General features: G+C 68.1%; 16 protein-coding genes. All 16 read right to left on the bottom strand.

Annotated elements, in window-relative coordinates:
• Nucleotides 1–9: 9 nt before the first annotated feature.
• Nucleotides 10–1,464, bottom strand: a complete 1,455-nt coding sequence (locus AC1DB8_RS13000; RefSeq protein ID WP_441418500.1) for an NAD(P)/FAD-dependent oxidoreductase — start codon at nt 1,462–1,464, stop codon at nt 10–12.
• Nucleotides 1,465–1,502: 38 nt separating this feature from the next.
• Nucleotides 1,503–2,918: a S8 family serine peptidase gene (locus AC1DB8_RS13005; protein WP_441418501.1), complete on the bottom strand. Its 1,416-nt coding sequence runs from the start codon at nt 2,916–2,918 to the stop codon at nt 1,503–1,505.
• A 119-nt stretch (nt 2,919–3,037) separates the two neighbouring features.
• Nucleotides 3,038–3,988, bottom strand: coding sequence for a Ppx/GppA phosphatase family protein (locus tag AC1DB8_RS13010; protein ID WP_441418502.1), 951 nt, complete (start codon nt 3,986–3,988; stop codon nt 3,038–3,040).
• On the bottom strand, nt 3,985–4,677 hold the full coding sequence (locus AC1DB8_RS13015; protein ID WP_441418570.1) for a DUF501 domain-containing protein: 693 nt from the start codon (nt 4,675–4,677) through the stop codon (nt 3,985–3,987). The genes AC1DB8_RS13010 and AC1DB8_RS13015 overlap by 4 nt, the downstream gene beginning before the upstream one ends.
• A gap of 123 nt (nt 4,678–4,800) precedes the next feature.
• Nucleotides 4,801–5,550, bottom strand: coding sequence for an FtsB family cell division protein (locus AC1DB8_RS13020; RefSeq protein ID WP_476893263.1), 750 nt, complete (start codon nt 5,548–5,550; stop codon nt 4,801–4,803).
• A 123-nt stretch (nt 5,551–5,673) separates the two neighbouring features.
• On the bottom strand, nt 5,674–6,954 hold the full coding sequence (gene eno, locus AC1DB8_RS13025; RefSeq protein WP_441418504.1) for a phosphopyruvate hydratase: 1,281 nt from the start codon (nt 6,952–6,954) through the stop codon (nt 5,674–5,676).
• A gap of 128 nt (nt 6,955–7,082) precedes the next feature.
• Nucleotides 7,083–7,760, bottom strand: a complete 678-nt coding sequence (locus AC1DB8_RS13030) for a MazG nucleotide pyrophosphohydrolase domain-containing protein (protein ID WP_441418571.1) — start codon at nt 7,758–7,760, stop codon at nt 7,083–7,085.
• Between the two features lie 76 nt (nt 7,761–7,836).
• Nucleotides 7,837–9,018: an adenosine deaminase gene (locus AC1DB8_RS13035; RefSeq protein WP_441418505.1), complete on the bottom strand. Its 1,182-nt coding sequence runs from the start codon at nt 9,016–9,018 to the stop codon at nt 7,837–7,839.
• A gap of 32 nt (nt 9,019–9,050) precedes the next feature.
• Nucleotides 9,051–9,767, bottom strand: a complete 717-nt coding sequence (locus tag AC1DB8_RS13040) for a DedA family protein (protein WP_441418506.1) — start codon at nt 9,765–9,767, stop codon at nt 9,051–9,053.
• Nucleotides 9,768–9,949: 182 nt separating this feature from the next.
• Complete coding sequence (locus tag AC1DB8_RS13045) at nt 9,950–10,600, bottom strand: DedA family protein (RefSeq protein WP_476893264.1); 651 nt, start codon at nt 10,598–10,600, stop codon at nt 9,950–9,952.
• A 151-nt stretch (nt 10,601–10,751) separates the two neighbouring features.
• Nucleotides 10,752–12,086: a thymidine phosphorylase gene (locus AC1DB8_RS13050; RefSeq protein WP_476893265.1), complete on the bottom strand. Its 1,335-nt coding sequence runs from the start codon at nt 12,084–12,086 to the stop codon at nt 10,752–10,754.
• The gene (locus AC1DB8_RS13055; protein ID WP_441418509.1) at nt 12,083–12,526 is read right to left on the bottom strand and encodes a cytidine deaminase; all 444 of its coding nucleotides are present in this window, start codon (nt 12,524–12,526) and stop codon (nt 12,083–12,085) included. Before AC1DB8_RS13055 ends, AC1DB8_RS13050 begins: the two co-directional genes overlap by 4 nt.
• Before the next feature lie 2 nt (nt 12,527–12,528).
• Nucleotides 12,529–13,866, bottom strand: coding sequence for an ABC transporter permease (locus AC1DB8_RS13060; protein WP_441418510.1), 1,338 nt, complete (start codon nt 13,864–13,866; stop codon nt 12,529–12,531).
• Nucleotides 13,863–15,287 carry an ABC transporter permease gene (locus tag AC1DB8_RS13065; protein ID WP_476893266.1) on the bottom strand — a complete coding sequence of 475 codons (1,425 nt, stop codon included), beginning with the start codon at nt 15,285–15,287 and terminating at the stop codon, nt 13,863–13,865. The genes AC1DB8_RS13060 and AC1DB8_RS13065 overlap by 4 nt, the downstream gene beginning before the upstream one ends.
• Nucleotides 15,280–16,893 (bottom strand): ABC transporter ATP-binding protein, encoded by a 1,614-nt coding sequence (locus tag AC1DB8_RS13070; protein ID WP_441418572.1) that lies wholly within the window; start codon nt 16,891–16,893, stop codon nt 15,280–15,282. The genes AC1DB8_RS13065 and AC1DB8_RS13070 overlap by 8 nt, the downstream gene beginning before the upstream one ends.
• Before the next feature lie 170 nt (nt 16,894–17,063).
• Nucleotides 17,064–18,173, bottom strand: a complete 1,110-nt coding sequence (locus tag AC1DB8_RS13075) for a BMP family lipoprotein (protein ID WP_441418512.1) — start codon at nt 18,171–18,173, stop codon at nt 17,064–17,066.
• Nucleotides 18,174–18,459 lie beyond the last annotated feature (286 nt).

Genomic DNA, 18,459 nt, shown 5'->3' on the forward strand with positions numbered 1-18,459 from the left:
TGCTGCCGGCTACTTGGAGTTGGCCGGGGCAGCTTCCTTCGCAGGCGCTTCGGCCGGCTTATCGGCGGCCGGAGCCGGAGCAGCCGCCGGCTTCGGAGCCGGCGTCGCCGCGGCCACGAAGGCCCCGCGCGGGTTGTCCAGGTCCATCAGTTGTGTGGTGTCGCGGCCCAGGAAGAGCTGCCAGAACCAACCGGAGATCACGCGGATCTTGCGCTCGACCGTCGGCATGGCCAGGCCGTGGTAGCCGCGGTGTGCGAGCCAGGCCAGCGGGCCCTTGAGGCCGATGCGGCCGACGAGGTTGATGTTGGCAACGCCCTTCCATTCGCCGAAGCCGGCGACGGCGCCCAGGTTCTTGTGCTTGTAGTCCTTGAGCTCCTTGTCCCAGCGGGAGGCCCACAGGTTCTTGGCAAGCCGCTTGGCCTGTCGCAGCGCGTGCTGGGCGTTCGGGACGCAGGTGCCGTCCGGCAGGCCGCTGCCGGTGAGGTCCGGCACGGCCGCGATGTCGCCGGCGGCCCAGGCATTTTCGATGATGCCTTCGTCGCCGGAGACGCGCAGGTCCGGGAGAACACGGACACGGCCGCGGGGTTCCAGCGGGAAGTCGGTGGAGCGGACCATCGGGTTGGCCTGCACGCCGGCAGTCCAAACCAGGGTGTCGGATTCGAATTCCTGGGCAGGGGTCTTGTCCGGCAGGTTGATGAGCTTCAGGGAGCCCTCGGCGTTGTCCAGCGAGGTGTTGAGCAGCACCTCGATGCCGCGGCTGCGCAGGTGCTCGACGACCCACTCGGCCTGCTTGGCCGTGACCTCGGGCATGATGCGGCCCATGGCCTCGACCAGGACGAAGCGAACTTCCTCCTGCTTGATGCGCGGGTTCTTCTTGACCGCGGCGCGGGCCAGGTCTTCCATTTCGGTGATGCACTCGATGCCGGCGAAGCCGCCACCGACGACGACGAACGTCAGGGCGCGGGCGCGCTCGGCCGGGTCGGTCATCAGCGAGCCGGTTTCGATGCGCTCCAGGACACCGTTGCGCAGGGCGACGGCTTCCTCGATCGTCTTCAGGCCGATGCCCTTGTCCGCGAGGCCCTTGATCGGGAACGTGCGGGTGATCGCGCCGGCGGCCAGCACGACGTCGAAGTAGGGGATCTCGAAGTTCTCGCCGCCGTCAGCCGGCGCCACCACGGCCGTACGGTTGGCGTGGTCGATCGAGGTGACGCGGCCCTGGATCAGTTCGGTCTGCTTGAGGTGCTTGCGGTGCGAGACGACGGCGTGACGCGCCTCGATGTTTCCGCCGGCCACTTCCGGCAGGAAGGGCTGGTAAGTCATGTAGGGCAGCGGATCAACGACGGTGACGATGCCACCGGCATTCGCGATCTTTTTCTGCAGTTTGAGGGCTACGTACAGGCCGACGTACCCGCCGCCGACGACGAGTACCCTGGGACGGTCCTGGAGCTGAGGGGTGGATGCCATGGATCAAGAATACCGTAGTTTGTGAAAAACTTCACTAACTACTGCGGGGCCTGGTCTTGCACCGAATCCGGCACCGCTGCCCCCGGGTCGCGGGGGCCCGCGGCGGTGCCTGGATCGGTGCCCGGCACGGGTGCGGTGCCGGGCCCGCGGAGGGCACGGCGCAGCTGGATGGCGGCCCCGGCGATGATGCAGACGAAGAGCCCGCCGAAGCCGAGGACCACCATTGCCGGGACGGCGCTGTCGGCCGGCGACGGGGCCTCCGCGACGGGAAGGGTGGCTTCGGGCAGGGTCGGCGCCGCACTCGAGGGGCTGGGTTCGGCTGCCGGGGCGGGACTCACCGGGTTTCCCCGCCGGTGCACACGGATCCAATCGGAGATCGAACCCAGCGGATTGAGGGTGGTTTCCGGCACATCGGCCTTCAGTGCAGCCTCGGCGTTCAGCACGCCGAAGCCGTACAGCGGGTCCTTGCCCGGCAGCCCGGCATCCTTCGCGGTGCTGACAATCCGGTTAATAACCTGGCTGGCGGACATCTCCGGCCATTTCGAGCGGATCAGGGCAGCGACGCCGGCAACGATCGGGGTTGCGCCCGAAGTGCCCGCCCACTCGGCGTAGCCGCCGCCGGGCAGGCCGCCGACCAGGTCCTCGGCTGGTGCCGCCACGCCGATGCTGATGCCCTGGGACGAGGAGTCAATGCTGGCGACGCCCTTGCGGTTCAGGCCGGCCACCGTCAGCACGCCGGGGATCGTCGCCGGGGCGCCCACCTGGATGTTGCCGCCCACCCGGTTGCCGGCGGCGGCGACAATGACGACGTCCTTCTGCTCGGCGTAAAGGAACGCCGCGTCCCAGCTTTGCGGCCACTCCGGGGAGGTGCTGCCGAGCGAGATGTTGATGACCCGGGCGCCATTGTCGACGGCCCAGCGGACCGCGGCGGGGATCTGGTCCTGGTCGCTCTTTCCGCCCGGGTTAGCGGATCCGAGCCAGGTGGAGACGGAGAGGATCTCGGCTTCGGGGGCGACGCCGACGATCCCGTCGGGGCCTACTCCGGCTGTGGCTGAGGGCCGGGCGGTGGATTTTGTCGACTTTGCCGGTTGGTGTCCGCGGCCGGCGAGCATGGTCGCCACCAGGGTGCCGTGCTCGGGTTTGGCGCCGATGCTTTTCCTGCCGTCCGCGGCTCCCGCCCCGGACACGTCCGTGCCCCCGGTCAGCACGCCCTTGAGGTCCGGATGTTTGCCGTCCACGCCGCTGTCGATGACGGCGATCTTAACGTTGGCGCCCTTCGAGACGGCCCAGGCCTTCTTGATGCCGGACTCGGCGAGCCAGTACTCCTTGTCCCGGGTGCTGTCCGCGTGTGCAGCGGGGGCAGCCGACAGCGCTCCCGCGACGCTGCCGCCGGCAAGAGCCAGGGCCATCAACGCGGAGGCGGTCCGGCGGCGCCGGGCTGTTGCTCTGGTCATTCGGGTCCAATCGGCGGTGTGGCTGCGGCCGCGACCGTTCCGGGCGCGCGGCAGGGGTGGCGGCTGCTCCTGCCGGCGCTGCCGGACAGGGCCGGGAGTGGGTTGGTGCCGGCGCGGAGCTAGCTGATGCTCAGGGCAATACCGTCCAGAATATCGTGTTCGCTCGTCACGGCCGACGTGATGCGGCCCTCTGTGACGTCCGCCATGCGTTCGAGCACGCGCCGCCAGACAAGGCCGCCGGCGCCGATCACGTCCACCCGGCCCGGGTGCATGTAGGGCAGGGCGGCGCGGGCGTCCCGCGTCATTTCGAGCAGCGAGGTGCAGGCCTCCCGGGCAGTGTCCAGGCCAAGTTCGGTGCCGTGGATGGCGGCCGGCGAGTACTCGGTGAGCTTCAAGGCGTGGGCGGTGATTGTGGTCACTGACCCCGCGACGCCGACCACGGCGGTGGCGCGCTCCAGCGGCACCGTCAGCGCCGCGTGGCTGATGGCGGCGTCGACGTCGGCTTCCGCCGCGGCGATCTGTTCCGCCGTGGGCGGGTCGTCCTGCAAGTGCCGTTCGGTCATCCGGACGCAGCCCACATCGACCGATTTGGCGGCGATGACGCCGTCGGCGTCGCCCAGCACGAACTCCGTGCTGCCGCCGCCCAGGTCCACCACCAGCACCGGGTCCTTGCCCCGCGAGGGCAGCACGCTGCTGGCGCCGGCGAAGGACAGGGCGGCTTCTTCGTCGCCGCTGATCACCTCCGGTTCGACGCCGAGCAGTTCCCGGACCCCGTCGATGAAGACCTGGCGGTTCCGGGCGTCCCGGGTTGCGGATGTTGCCACGAAACGGACCTTCCCGGCGCCGTGGCGGCGGATCAGCTCGGCGTAGTCACGGGTGGCCTCGAGGGTGCGGTCCAGCGCGTCCTGGGCGAATTCGCCGGTGGCGTCGACGCCTTGGCCGAGCCTGACGACGCGCATCTCGCGCACGACGTCGGTCAGCTTCGGCAGGGTATCGCCGCCCGCGGCGACATCTGCGATGAGCAGGCGGATGGAGTTGGTGCCGCAGTCGATCGCGGCCACGCGGCTCACTGCCCGGCTCCGGCGGCGATATCGGCGCCGTTCTCGTCATGCCCGGTTCGGGACTTCCGCACCGGGGCCGGCCGGCCGACGATTTCGGGCAGACCCTGCGGACCGTGCCGGCTCAGGTCCTGGGAAGGGGCCTCTCCGCCGGTGTCCCACGCGCCGTCGCAGTAGCAACGGTCCGGGGTCCACCACTCGCTGATGCCGGCTACGGCCTCGTCGCCGAGCGGGTTGACTCCGGGACCGGCAGCGAGCGAGTGGCCCACCAGGACATGCAGGCACTTCACGCGGGTGGGCATGCCGCCTGCGGAGATCCCGTCGATCTCCGGGACGGCCCCGATGCCGGACCGGGCGCCGATCTCGGCGCGGGACTGCAGGTACGCCTCATGCGCGGCACGGTAGTCCGCCGCCAGCGCCTCGTCGGCACCGAGCCGTTCGTTCATCTCATTCATCAACCCGGCCGCCTCCAGCCTGGACACGGCCGAGGTGATGACCGGATGGGTCAGGTAGAAGGTGGTGGGGAACGGCGTCCCGTTGCTCAGCCGCGGCGAGGTGGCCGCCACCAGCGGGTTGCCGCAGACGCAGCGGGCAGGGATCTCGACGACGTCGCGCACCGGCCGCCCCAATTGCCGGCTGAGCACGTCAAGGTCGCGGGCCGACGGCTGGCGGGAATCCCCCGTCGCCGGGGTCCCTTCCATGGGGGTCGCGTCGATGGGGTTCCCGGTCCGGGGATCGTCCGCTCGGTTCTCGTCCACTGGCGCGGCACCTTCCTGCCCTGTTGGAATTACCGGGTTGCGGTAATCCGGCGGCGGGCGCCGCTCCTAGTCTGTTGCCGACCGCCTGATGGAGTCCCAAAGGGAATCCACCCACGGCAGATTGGCCGGGTCTGTGGCTGTTCCTGATGCGGCGCCGGAACCGGACGTTGCGGCAGGAAGATCGCTGCCGTAAACCCAGTAGCCGGTTTCGCCGGGCATAACCATGTTAATGCGGTCACGGGCTTGTTGTTTCACGTAGTTCGGGTCCTGCCAGCGCGAGACCTCACGTTTGAGGTCCGTCTGCTTCGCCTGCTGGGCCGAAATTTCGGCCTCCAGGTCAGCTATTTCGGCGCGCTTTTCAAGGAAGATCCTGACCGTGGGCGCCAGCATGATCGTGATGGCGATCATCACGACGCCGAGTGCCAGCAGTCGTCCGGAGAAGGCCTTGGCCGGGACGGGATCGAGCCCGTCGGTTTGCCCGGGCTGTCCGGACTTCGTGCCGGCTCCGCTGCCCGCAGCCGGCGTGGCTGGCCCGGTCTCGCGTGCGCCGGTCTTCGCAGCGCCGGTCTTTGCAGCTCCGGTCCGGGCGGGCGCAGCGGTTCCGCCGACGGGGCCGGGTTTGCCGGTTCCCGGCGCTTCAGACGCCGGCCGTCCGGCGTCGTGGCCGGCTGTCCGGCCGGCGGGTTCGATGCCGTGCCGCGGGCTGCCGAAATCAGCCCTGATGACGTCGCCGCCGTCGGCTTCCCCCCGGCCGGAGGCCGGAGACTTCGGGGCCGCAGCAGCGGCCCGGGGAACCTTGGGACGGCGGGTTGCCATGTCACTCCTTCAAACAGGCCAATCGAACCGGCCAAAACAGGCCGCCAAAAAAGAACGGGCCAAAACAGAACCGGTGGCCATGGTCTTTCCACCATAGCCACCGGTACCTGATTCTTGCGGGTACTAGCCCTTGAAACGCGGGAAGGCGCTGCGTCCGGCGTAGCGTGCGGCGTCGTCGAGTTCCTCTTCGATGCGCAGCAGCTGGTTGTACTTGGCGACGCGCTCGGAGCGGGCCGGGGCACCGGTCTTGATCTGGCCCGCGTTGGTGGCAACGGCGATGTCAGCGATGGTGGTGTCCTCGGTTTCGCCGGAGCGGTGCGAGGTGATGGTCGTGTAACCCGCGCGCTGGGCGAGGGATACGGCGTCGAGCGTCTCGGTCAGCGAACCGATCTGGTTGACCTTGACCAGCAGCGAGTTGGCGGTCTTCGAATCGATGCCGGTCTGGAGGCGCTCCGGGTTCGTGACGAACAGGTCATCGCCCACGATCTGGACCTTGTCGCCGATCGAGTCGGTGAGGGCCTTCCAGCCTTCCCAGTCGTTCTCGTCCAGCGGGTCCTCGATGGAGACCAGCGGGTAGTCCGCCACCAGCTCGGCGTAATAGGCGCTCATCTCGGCGGAGCTGAGGGCCTTGCCTTCGAACTGGTACGCGCCGTCCTTGAAGAACTCGGAGGAGGCGACGTCGAGGGCCAGCGCGATGTCCTTGCCCGGGGTGTAGCCGGCGTTCTTAATGGCTTCCTGGATCAGGTCCAGGGCCGCGCGGTTAGACGGCAGGTTCGGGGCGAAGCCGCCCTCGTCACCCAGGCCGGTGGCCAGGCCCTTGGACTGCAGCACCGCCTTGAGCGCGTGGTAAACCTCGACGCCCCAGCGCAGGCCCTCGGAGAAGGTCTCGGCGCCGAGCGGGACAACCATGAACTCCTGGATGTCGACGTCGGAGTCGGCGTGCGAGCCGCCGTTGAGGATGTTCATCAGCGGCACCGGCAGGACGTGCGCGTTGGGCCCGCCCAGGTACTTGTAAAGCGGCAGGTCGGCCGAGGCGGCCGCGGCGTTGGCAACGGCGAGGGACACGCCCAGGATCGCGTTGGCACCGAGCTTGCCCTTGTTGGCCGTGCCGTCCAGGTCGATCATGGCCTGGTCGATGCTGCGCTGGTCGGTCGCGTCGAAGCCGATGAGGGCCGGGGCGATCTGGTCGATGACGGCGTCGACGGCCTTCTGGACGCCCTTGCCGAGGTAACGGCCCTTGTCGCCGTCGCGGAGTTCCACGGCCTCGTGTTCGCCGGTGGAGGCGCCGGAGGGAACTGCTGCGCGGCCGATCTGGCCGTCGGAGAGCAGGACTTCAACTTCTACGGTCGGGTTGCCGCGGGAATCGAGGATCTCGCGGGCGTGGATGGCATCGATAAGCGCCATGAATATGCTCCTTTGGGTGAAGCGATCTGCTGGGAATCTGACTGCTGGAAATCTAGCGGTGGATCAAGCTGGAAACCGACGTCCTCGTCGCCCCTAGCCTAGTCGAGAGTGGGATAAGTTACGGAAAGCTATCCAGTCCCCGGACTCGGTGCTCCCGCGCCGGTGCCGCCGGGCTCGCTGCCGGGCTGGCTCTCCTGGAAATGGCGGTTGACCGCGCGCAGGGCGCGTTCGGCGTCCAGGCCGTTGCGCCGGGCGGCCGCGACAATGCCGAACAGCAGCTCGCCTAGCTCCCGCTCGGTCGCCGGGGCGGGTGGTCCCGCGGCGGGTGCGGAGGCGGCGGCCTCCAAGGCGGGGGCCTCCATCGCGGGCGCCGGCTCCAACGCAGTCGGCAGTCCGGCCCGTTCGGCCCGGTCCTGGAGCTTCTGCGCCCGGGCCAGCGCCGGCAGCGCGGCCGGGACGCCGTCGAAGGCGTGGCCCCGGCCGGGCTTTTCGGTTTTCTTGACCGCATCCCACTTCAGCACGATCTCCTGGACCGTGGCCGGGAAGGAGTCCTGCAGGGAGCCGTCGGCGCGGAAGACGTGCGGATTGCGCCGGACCATCTTGTCCCGCAGGCCGCGGGCGACGTCGTCGAAGTCGAAGGCGCCGCGCTCCTCGGCGAGCCGGGCATGCAGCACCACCTGCAGCAGGACATCGCCTAGTTCCGCCCGCAGCTCGGCGTCGCCGCCGTCTGACTCGATGGTTTCAGCCACCTCATAGGCCTCCTCGAGGAGGTATTCCACGAGGGATTCGTGGCTGAGGGCGCCCATCCAGGGGCAGTGGACGCGCAGCTCGGCGATGGTTCGCAACAAATCCCTGAGCGGCGCGTCCACCGGGTTGGAGTCCTTAGCCAAGGTCGGCGTAGGCCTCGTTGATGTATTCGACCAGGGCTTCCTTCTCCTCCAGCGGCAGGAACGCGGCTTCGGCTGCGTTCAGGGTCAGCTCGAGCAGGTCGTCCAGGTCGTAGTCGAACGTCTCCACGAGCAGTTCGAACTCGTCGGTGAGGGTCACGCCGCTCATCAGCCGGTTGTCCGTGTTGATCGTGACGTTGAAGCCCAGCTGGTAGAGCATGTCCACCGGGTGGCTTTCGATGCCCTCGCCGAAGCCGGCAATGGCGCCGGTCTGCAGGTTGGAGGACGGGCAGATCTCCAGTGCGATGCCGCGGTCCCGGACCCAGCTGGCGAGCTCGCCGAGGGTTACCAGGCCGATGTTGTCGTCGACCTCGTCGCTGTCGGCGTTGATATCGGAGACATCGTCGGCGTCGGCGGCGTCGGCCTCTTCGAACTCGACGGTGACGTCCTCGGCGATCCGAACGCCGTGGCCCAGGCGCAGGGCCCGGCCGTCAACGAGTGCGGATTGGATACTCTCCAGGCCGGCGGCCTCGCCGGCGTGGATCGTGGCCGGGAAGTTGTGCTGGGCAAGGTAGGTGAAGGCGTCCTTGAAGCGGGAAGGCAGGAAGCCGTCCTCGGCGCCGGCGATGTCGAAGCCGACTGCACCCTTGTAGCGGTGCCGGACGGCCAGTTCGGCGATTTCCTGGCCGCGGTCGGCGTGGCGCATGGCGGTGATCAGCTGGCCGACCTGGATCTCGCGGCCGGTCTCGGCGACGGCGTCGACGCCTGCATCGAGGCCCGCCTGGACGGCCTCAACGACGTCGTCCAGCGACAGGCCCTGCTGCAGGTGCTGTTCCGGGGCCCAGCGCACTTCGCCGTACACGACGCCGTCGTCCGCGAGGTCTTCAACGAACTCCTTGGCGACGCGGAACAGGCCTTCCTTGGTCTGCATGACGGCGATGGTGTGGTCGAACGTCTCGAGGTAGCGGACCAGCGAACCGGAGTCGGCGGATTCGCGGAACCACTCCCCCAGCGCGACCGGGTCGGTGGAGGGCAGCGTGTGGCCGACCGCTTCGGCAAGTTCAATGATGGTGGCCGGACGCAGTCCGCCGTCCAGGTGGTCGTGAAGGGAAACCTTGGGAAGGCCCTTCAGGTCGAATTCGAGGTCAGGGGCAGCGTCAAGAATAGTCTCAGTCACGTTCCAACCATAGGGTCGGACGGCTCCCCGCGCTACTTGCGGGAAGCGTCGGTCTCCTTCGACCAGGCGGTCAGCGCCGGCTCGGACCCGGAAGCCGCGGCATCGTCCGCCGCGTCGGCCTCCGCGGCTTCCGGCTCGTCGTGCCGGCCCAGGCGCTTGTGCCACCAGCGCAGCAGGTGGTCAACGGCCACGCCGAGGACAATAGCGAAGACGACGGCGATCCCGGCGCTCAGGAGCGGGTTGTGGTGCAGCCAGGGGAAGGAACTGGCCAGAATGCCGATCCCGAGCGAGTAGATCACCCAGGTGACGCAGGCGAAGGCGTCCAGGAGGAAGAACCTGCGGTGCGGGAACCCGGTGGTGCCGGCGACGTAGTTGACGGCCACGCGGCCCCACGGGATGTACCGGGCGGTGAAGATCAGCACCGCGCCGCGCTTTTCCAGTTCGTAGCGGGCCCAGGCGAAGACCCGCTGGACCTTGGGCTTGCGCATCCAGCGGAACCGTTCGATCCCGATTTTGCGCCCCAGCAGGTAGGCCATGTTGTCGCCGGCGATGGCGCCGATGAGCGCCGTGAGGCCGAGAATCCACAGATTGGGCTGTCCGCTGTGCCGGGAGTACGCGGCGAGGGCGACAATCAGCGTCTCGCTGGGGACCACCATGGCGAAGCCGTCGACGAAGAAGAACACCAGCAGGAGGGGGTAGATCCACCACTGGCCTGCTGCATGGAGGACTGCCTCATTAATGAACTCCACGCGGGCTGTGCTCCTAGAAAACTGAAGGGGTGGGACGTACCCGGGACGGACATGAGATACAGCTGGGCGCACACGGCACGGACGTGACGTGAATCGCACCTAAGTGTCCCACGGGCCGGGCGTCCTGCGCTACGCACCGCAGCGATGTTTCCGGCCGTGGCGCGGGCGTTCCCGGCACGGTCCTAGCCGTCGGCCGGCGGCGCGGGCCGGTCCGGGTCGTCCGGGACCAGCTCCCCCGGCGCACGGCCGCGAAGCCTGCTCAGGGTGAGGTCGACGGCGATGCCGAGGATGATCGCGCAGATGATCGCGATGGTGGCGCCGAGCAGGTGGTTGTCTTCGAACCATTGCCCGAAGAAAAGGCCGATTCCCACCGAATAGCCGGACCACAGCATCGCGGAAAGCACCGTCAGGGCCACAAAACGGGATTGCGCATAGTTGGTGGCGCCGGCGGTCAGGTTGACGGCCACCCGGCCGATCGGGACAAACCGGGCGACCATGATCAGCGACGCGGGCCGCTTCCGGAGCTCGCCGCCGGCCCAGAGGAAGGCCCGCTGCGCCCGGTATCCGCGCATCCACGCCCAGCGTCCGGTCCCGGTGGCCCGCCCGATCAGGTAGGCGATGTTGTCCCCGGAGAACGCCCCGGCGGCGGCCACGGCCACCAGCAGAAGCGGGTTGGGCACCTCGGCCGCCGCGGCGACGGCGGCCAGGCCCACCACCACCGATTCGCTGGGAACCGGGGGAAAGAACCCGTCGATCAGGCAGCACGCGAACACGAGGAACAGGACCCAGGGTTGGCCTGCGGCGGCCAGGATGAAGTCGTTGATTGCCTGCACGGTTTCCTAACGCACGGCGGTGCCCGGTTTCTCCCGGAATACTGTGGTGCCAGTGTACTGCCGGACCCGGCGCCGTTGCCCTATCACTTGGGGCTGCCAACCCCCGGGGGTTGGGGACCAGGAGTGATAGGGCAAGGCGGCAGCCGGAGCCTCAGGCGATGCGGTCGATGATGAGTTGCTGGGCCGGGCGGGAGCCCTCGGGGGCGATCACGGCGGCGTGCTCGAGCGCTTCCTTGGCACGTTCGAACTTCTCCGGGGTGTCCGTCAGCAGGGTCATCAGCGGCTCGCCGGCGCGGACCGTGGCGCCCGGCTTGGCGTGCATCCGCACCCCGGCGCCGGCCTGGACCTGGTCCTCCTTGCGGGCGCGGCCGGCGCCGAGGCGCCAGGCTGCGACGCCAACGGCCATGGCGTCGAGTTCCACCAGCACGCCGTCGGCCGGCGCGTAGATGGTCTCGGATTCCTTGGCCACCGGCAGTTTGGCGCGCGGATCGCCGCCCTGGGCCTCGATCATCCGGTTCCAGACGTCCATGGCGCGGCCGTCCCGGAGCGCGGCGCGCGGATCGGCGTCGTGGACGCCGGCGCAGGCCAGCATCTCCTCGGCCAGCCGGACGGTGAGTTCGACGACGTCTTCGGGGCCTCCGCCGGCGAGGACCTCCACGGATTCCTCGACCTCGATCGCGTTGCCCGCGGTGAGGCCCAGGGGCGTGTTCATGTTGGTCAGCAGCGCCACCGTGTTGACCCCGGCGTCCTTGCCCAGCGCAACCATGGTCTCGGCCAGCTCGCGGGCACGCGCCTCGTCCTTCATGAACGCGCCGCTGCCCACCTTGACGTCCAGGACCAGCGATCCGGTGCCTTCGGCGATCTTCTTGCTCATGATCGAGGAGGCGATCAGCGGGATGGCCTCGACCGTGCCGGTGACGTCACGCAGGGCGTAGAGCTTCTTGTCCGCCGGGGCCAGGCCGGCGCCGGCGGCGCAGATGACGGCCCCCACGTCCTGCAGCTGGGCCAGCATCTCCTCGTTGCTCAGCGCCGCGCGCCAGCCGGGGATGGACTCGAGCTTGTCCAGGGTGCCGCCCGTGTGGCCGAGGCCGCGGCCGGAGAGCTGCGGAACGGCGACGCCGAACACGGCCACGAGGGGTGCCAGCGGAAGGGTGATCTTGTCCCCCACCCCGCCGGTGGAGTGCTTGTCAGAGGTGGCTTTCACGCCGCCGTCGGGCCGGCGCAGACTGGAGAAGTCCATCCGCTCGCCGGAGGCGATCATCGCCGCGGTCCAGCGGGAAATCTCCGCGCGGTCCATTCCGTTGAGCAGGATGGCCATGTTCAGCGCGGCCATCTGCTCATCGGCGATGGCGCCGCGTGTGTAGGCGTCGATCGTCCAGTCGATCTGGGCGGCGCTGAGCACGCCCTTGTCGCGCTTGATGCGGATGATGTCGACGGCGTCGAAGGCTTCAGTGCCGCTGGCAGTGGTGCTGGTGGTCTGTGTCACCGGGTTTCCTCCAGGTGTTGGGGGCCAAATGCGTCGGGAAGCACCTGGTCCATCGTCTTGATGCCCTGTGTGGTCATGAGTTCCATGTCCGGGGCCCGGAATTCGTAGAGCAGCTGCCGGCAGCGCCCGCACGGCATCAGCACGTTGCCGTCCGCGTCCACGCAGTAGAAGGCGCGCAGCAGGCCGCCGCCGCTCATGTGCAGGTTGCCGACCAGCGTGCACTCGGCGCACAGCGTGAGCCCGTAGCTGGCGTTTTCGACGTTGCAGCCGCTGACGATCCGGCCGTCCGCGGTGAGGGCCGCTGCCCCCACCGCGAACTTCGAATACGGCGCATAGGCGTTCTTCATCGCCGCGACCGCGGCGGCCTCGAGGGCTGCCCAGTCCACGCCGGCGGCCGGGACCGCTGCCGGGCTGCCGTTCCCGCTAATGTGATCAGCCATGGTCAGCCCTTCACGTACGGGATGCCGCTGGCCGCCGGCGGCCGGGAGCGTCCGACGAGCCCGGCCACGGCGAGCACCGTCACGAGGTACGGCAGCATCGCCATGAACTGGCTCGGAACCGGGGTGCCGATGATCGTCACGATGCTTTGCAGGTTGTCGGCGAAGCCGAACAGCAGCGCCGCGAAGAAGGCGCCGATCGGGTTCCAACGGCCGAAGATCAGTGCGGCCAGGGCGATGAAGCCGCGTCCGCCGGAGATTTCCTTGGTGAAGCTGTCGATCGCCACGAGGGTGAAGAAGGAACCGCCGATGCCGGCGATGGCGCCGCCGAGGGTGACGTTCCAGAAGCGGGTGGCGTTGACCTTGATGCCCATGGTGTCGGCTGCCTGCGGGTGTTCGCCGACGGCGCGGACGCGCAGGCCCCACTTGGTCTTGAACAGCCCTACCCAGACCACGATCACGGCGATGTACATCAGGTAGCCGATCAAGGACTGCTTGAACAGGATCGGGCCGATCAGCGGGATGTCGCCCAAAACCGGGATGGTGATCGGATCCAGGTGCGCGGGAGAGTTGAACTTCTCCTTGTCCGCCTGCATGACCGTGCTGAACAGGAAGCCGGTGACGCCGGAGACGAGGACGTTGAGCACGACGCCGACGATGATCTGGTTGACCACGTACTTGATGCTGAACAGGGCCAGGATCATGGAGACGAGGGCCCCGGCGATGGCCGCCGCGAGCAGGCCCAGGAAGGGGTTGTGCGTCAGGGTGGCGATGATCGCGGCCGTGAAGGCGCCGCCCAGGAGCTGGCCTTCGATCGCGATGTTCACGACGCCGACGCGTTCGCAGAGCACGCCGGACAGGGAGCCGAAGACCAGCGGCACGGCCAGGGTCACGGACCCTGCGATCAGCCCGGCGAGGGAAATGCTGGTGGTGCGGGCCCCGCCGACCACCCAGATCAGGAACGCGGCGACAAACAGCGCGATGAAGGCGATCGTGACCCAGCCCGGGACCTTGCGGTTCCGGGTCTTGAGGAACACGGCATAGCCGGCCAGCGCCAGCATGATCACCGAGAGAACGATGCCGCCGAGGAAGGCCTGAACCTCCAGGGCCGGCAGCTGGAAGAAGTCGCTCCCGGTGGAGATTCCGAACTTGGCGGTCTGGTGCGGCCCCATCAGTCCGAAGAAGACGAACGCCACGATGGCCAGCACCAGCAGGGTGACCGGGAGCTTCCAGGTCACGGGCTTGGCGGTCACGGCCGTGTGGTGGTGCTTGGCCGCGGGAGCTCCGTCCAGGGGTGCAGGCTGCGGCTTCCCCGGCTGGGGCGACGTTGCTGTTGTGCTCATGCTGCTACTCCGGTGGTTGCTGCCGTCTTGGACTTGTTGGCCTTGACGGCCTTCTTCTTGCGCGGGTTCAGGCCGAACACCGCCCGCACCAGCGGCGGGGCGGCGATGAAGAGCACGATCAGCGACTGGACCACCAGCACGATGTCGATCGGGGTTCCGGTCTGGATCTGCATCTGGACGGCGCCGGCGCGGAAGGCGCCGAAGAGCAGGCCTGCGGCGAAGGTGCCCCACGGCGTCGAGCGTCCCAGCAGCGCAACCGTGATGGCGTCAAAGCCGTAGGTGGCCGCGACGCCGTCGGTGAGGACCTTTTCGGTGCCGGCCACCTGGGCGACGCCGGACATGCCGGCGAGGGCGCCCGCGATGGCCATCACCAGGATGGTGGCGCGCGGGACGTTGATGCCGGCGGTCAGGGCGGCCTTCGGGTTGGCGCCGACGGCCCGGAATTCGAAGCCGATCGTGGAGCGGTTCAGCACCCACCAGACGAAGACGGTCGCCGCGATGGCCAGGATGAAGCCCAGGTGCAGCCGGTACTGGGTGCCCAAAATCTGCGGGTAGACGGCGCTGGGGTCCAGGATCGGGGAAATCGGGTTGGTCTCGCCCGGCCGCTGGAACGCGGGGGTGTTGAGCAGGTAGCGCAGGAAGTACAGCGCGATGTAGTTGAACATGATCGTCAGGATCACCTCGTGGGCGCCGGTGCGGGCCTTGAGGAAGCCGACCAGGCCGGCCCAGAGGGCGCCGCCGAGGATGCCGGCCACGAGGACCAGCAGCAGGTGCAGGCCCATCGGCAGGTGCAGGGCGAAGCCGACCCACGAGGCGAGGATGCCGGCCATGATGATCTGGCCCTGAGCACCGATGTTGAAGAGTCCGGCGCGGAAGGCCAGGGCGACGCCGAGGCCGGCGGTGATCAGCGGGGTGGCGATGGTGAGGGTTTCCATCAGCGGGGCGAACTGCCCGGCCGCGCCGGTGCCGCGGGGGTTGAACACGGAGCCCTGGAAGAGCGCCACGTAGGAGCGGGTAGCGGCGGACCAGACGGCGGAGAAGAAGTCGCTGGGCCGGGCGAAGAGGTAGCCCGCGCTCGCGCTGACGGCCTTGTCCGTGCTGGCGATCAGCAGGCCGCCGAGGATCAGCGCGAGCAGCACGGCCAGCACGGAGACCATGCCGCTTCCGGTGAAGATTCTGCGCATGAGCGAGTCGGGGCCGCCGGGGACGATGCCGCTCTGGCCCGAGACCGGGACGGCCGAGGGGCGCATCGCCCCGCCAGCGGTGTCCAGCGAGGTGGCGGTGGTGGCGTCCGTGGCGTCGGTGGTTTCGGCGGTTTCGACGTCGGGGGTGTTCGGCGTCGCGGTTGGCTGGGCTGCGGTTCCCGCGGTTTTCGCCGGATCGGATTCAGCCGCGTGGCGTGGCCGGTTGGTTTCAGTCATGGTGCTCTCCTACGGCGCCGGAGGTGGACTCCTGTGCGGGCTGGGCGGCGGCGGCCGGGGCGGCGGCTGCGGTTGCCGGGGTCTTGGTGCTGTCGGCGTGGGCCTCGTCGGGCGACAGGCCGGCCATCATGAGGCCCAGGACGTCACGTCCGGTGCCGGCCGGGACGATGCCCACCAGCCTGCCCTTGTAAAGCACAGCGATCCGGTCCGCCAGCTCGATCACTTCGTCGAGTTCGGTGGAGACGATCATCACGGGGGTGCCGTGGTCGCGTTCCGCTACGATCCGCTTGTGCAGGAACTCGATGGAGCCGACGTCGACGCCGCGGGTCGGCTGGGACGCGATAAAGAGGCGCAGCGGGCGCGACAGCTCGCGAGCCATGACCACCTTCTGCTGGTTGCCGCCGGACAGGGTGCCCGCGGCGAGCGAGCCGGACGGGGTGCGCACGTCGAACTCGTCGATCCGGGTCTTCGCGTTTTCCAGCACCTTCGCCGGGCTCATGCTGATGCCCTTCGCGAACGGTTCCTGGTCGTAGCGGTCCAGGATCAGGTTCTCGGCGATCGAGAACGTTCCGATCAGACCGTCCACCGAGCGGTCCTCGGGCACGAAGCCGACGCCGGCCTTCAGCACGTCCTTGACGCTGCGGCCCACCAACTCCTCGCCGTCGAGCAGGATGGAGCCGTGGACCCGGTCCTGCAGGCCGAGGATCGCCTCGGTCAGCTCGGTCTGCCCGTTGCCCTGCACGCCGGCGACGGCCAGGATCTCGCCGCGGGCAATGTCGAAGCTGATCCCGTCCACGACGTGCTGGCCGCTCGGTGCGATCACGGTGAGGTCCTTGACCTGGAACGTGGTCTCCTGCGGCCGGGCCGGGGCCTTGTCCAGGGTCAGGTTGACTGCCCGGCCCACCATCATGGAGGCGAGTTCCGTCGTCGAGGCCGTGGGGCTGGCCGTGCCGACGACCTTGCCGCGCCGGATCACCGTGATGGTGTCCGAGACGGCCTTGACCTCGCGCAGCTTGTGCGAGATGAAGACGATCGAGGTTCCGTGGCTCTTGAGCTGGCGCATGATGTCCAGCAGCTCGTCGGTGTCCTGCGGGGTCAGCACGGCGGTGGGCTCGTCGAGGATGAGCACCTTGGCGTCGCGGACCAGGGCCTTGATGATCTCCACGCGCTGCTGGACGCCGACCGGCAGGTCCTCGATCAGGGCGTCGGGGTCGACGTCGAAGCCGTACCGGTCGGAGATCTCCTGGATCTTCCGGCGGGTGTCATCGAGATTGAGGAAGCCGCCGGCCTTGGTGGTTTCCGCCCCGAGGGCCACGTTTTCGGCGACCGTGAAGACCGGGACCAGCATGAAGTGTTGGTGCACCATGCCGATGCCTGCCGCCATCGCGTCCCCCGGGCCGCGGAAGCTGACGGGTTTGTCGTCGATGAGGATTTCGCCGTCGGTGGGTTCGTAGAGCCCGTAGAGGACGTTCATCAGCGTGGACTTGCCGGCGCCGTTCTCGCCGAGCAGACAGTGGATCTGCCCGGGTTCAACGACCACGTCAATGTGGTCGTTGGCTACCAGGGAGCCGAAGCGTTTGGTGATCCCCTTGAGTTCAAGTTTCAAAACTCTGACCAATCTCGAAGTGTGTCCGGGTCACGACCGGACGGGGTGATGGGGCTGCAGAACCAGCCTAGTGCCTGCCGCCAGCGCTGCGGCCAAGAGTAGCCGCAACGAAAAGCGCCACAGCCCGTGCGGTCTGGGACCGTCCGGGCCGTGGCGCTTAGCGGCGGAAGTTACGCCTTCGGGCTGGCTGCGGACTCAACCTTCAGCTTGCCGTCGGCGATGTCCTTCTTGATCTGGTCCAGCTCGGACTTCAGTTCGGCCGGAACCTGGGAGTCCAGGTCGTGGAACGGAGCCAGCTGGACGCCGTCGTTCGCGAGGGTGCCGACGTAAGGCGTGTTGGTGAACTTGCCTTCCGTGTCTTCCTTCACGACGGTCTCAACGGCCTCGCCCATCTGCTTCATCACGGAGGAGAGCATGATGTCCTTGTAATCCGGGGCGGTCAGGAAGCCGTCGGAGTCAACCCAGATGAGCTTGACGTCCTTGCCTGCTGCCTTGGCTTCCTTCAGCGCTGCGCCTGCACCCTTGCCGACCGGACCCGCGACGGGCATGACAATGTCCGCACCCTGGTCCAGGAAGTTCTGGGTGAACTGCTTGCCCTTGTCCTGCTTCTCGAAGTCGCCGGTGAAGGAGCCGTCCTGCTTGGCCTTGTCCCAGCCAAGAACCTTGACGTTCTTGCCCTTCTTCTCGTTGTAGTACTTCACGCCGTCGGCGTAGCCGTCCATGAAGATGGTGACGGTGGGGATCTTGATGCCGCCGAAGGTCGCGACGGTACCGGTCTTGGTGGTGCCCGCGGCGAGGTAGCCGGCCAGGAAGGCAGCCTGGGCCGTGTCATAGATGATCGGCTTGACGTTGGCGATCGGCTTGTCGTAGCCGAAGTCGATGATCGCGAAGTGCTTGTCCGGGTTCGCCGTGGCCTGGGCCTTGGTGGCGTCGCCGAGCAGGAAGCCGACCGTGATGGTCAGGTTGCAGCCGGCAGTGACCATGGCGCGCAGGTTCGGCTCGAAGTCGTTGTTGGTCTTCGACTCGACCTGGTTGACCTTGATGCCGAGATCCTTCTCGGTCTTCTTCAGGCCCTCGTAGGAGGACTGGTTGAACGACTGGTCGTCGAATCCGCCGGAGTCGGACACGATGCAGCCGGTGTAGTTGCTGGCGCTTGCGCTGGCGGTGCTGCTGGCGGTCGGGGCAGCCCCGCAACCGGTGAGCAGCAAAGCGGCCGCACCTGCGGTGGCGACGCCGGCCATTGAACCGCGCTTGAAAGTTGCGCGCAGTGAGTTCGTCAAAGTTCCTCCAGGAAGAAAGAGATAGGCGCTACGACGGGAGTTCAATGAGTGTCTGCTTCCGGTTTTCCCCCGAAACACTGTTGTCACTGACGGATTCGCAGCACTGCGCCGAGGCGCACTGATGCAAGTTACTTTAGTGTCATGGAACACGTCGAGTAACACACTTCACAGCCATTTCACAGATTGTTGAGAACTTGTTACCAAGCGCTGCGCCGTTCCCGCGCGACCGTACGCGTGAGGCCCCGAAATCGTGGAAATCGGGGCCCCAGGGGCAACGTTCGCGCCT

It is taken from the genome of Arthrobacter sp. 10N410, assembly GCF_056394945.1.

Coding starts and splice junctions, on each gene's coding strand:
- AC1DB8_RS13060 (WP_441418510.1), bottom strand. CDS start 13,866: ATGAGCACAACAGCAACGTCGCCCCAGCCGGGGAAGCCGCAGCCTGCA.
- AC1DB8_RS13065 (WP_476893266.1), bottom strand. CDS start 15,287: ATGACTGAAACCAACCGGCCACGCCACGCGGCTGAATCCGATCCGGCG.
- AC1DB8_RS13055 (WP_441418509.1), bottom strand. CDS start 12,526: ATGGCTGATCACATTAGCGGGAACGGCAGCCCGGCAGCGGTCCCGGCC.
- AC1DB8_RS13015 (WP_441418570.1), bottom strand. CDS start 4,677: ATGGAAGGGACCCCGGCGACGGGGGATTCCCGCCAGCCGTCGGCCCGC.
- AC1DB8_RS13005 (WP_441418501.1), bottom strand. CDS start 2,918: ATGACCAGAGCAACAGCCCGGCGCCGCCGGACCGCCTCCGCGTTGATG.
- AC1DB8_RS13030 (WP_441418571.1), bottom strand. CDS start 7,760: ATGGGCGCCCTCAGCCACGAATCCCTCGTGGAATACCTCCTCGAGGAG.
- eno (WP_441418504.1), bottom strand. CDS start 6,954: ATGGCGCTTATCGATGCCATCCACGCCCGCGAGATCCTCGATTCCCGC.
- AC1DB8_RS13000 (WP_441418500.1), bottom strand. CDS start 1,464: ATGGCATCCACCCCTCAGCTCCAGGACCGTCCCAGGGTACTCGTCGTC.
- AC1DB8_RS13020 (WP_476893263.1), bottom strand. CDS start 5,550: ATGGCAACCCGCCGTCCCAAGGTTCCCCGGGCCGCTGCTGCGGCCCCG.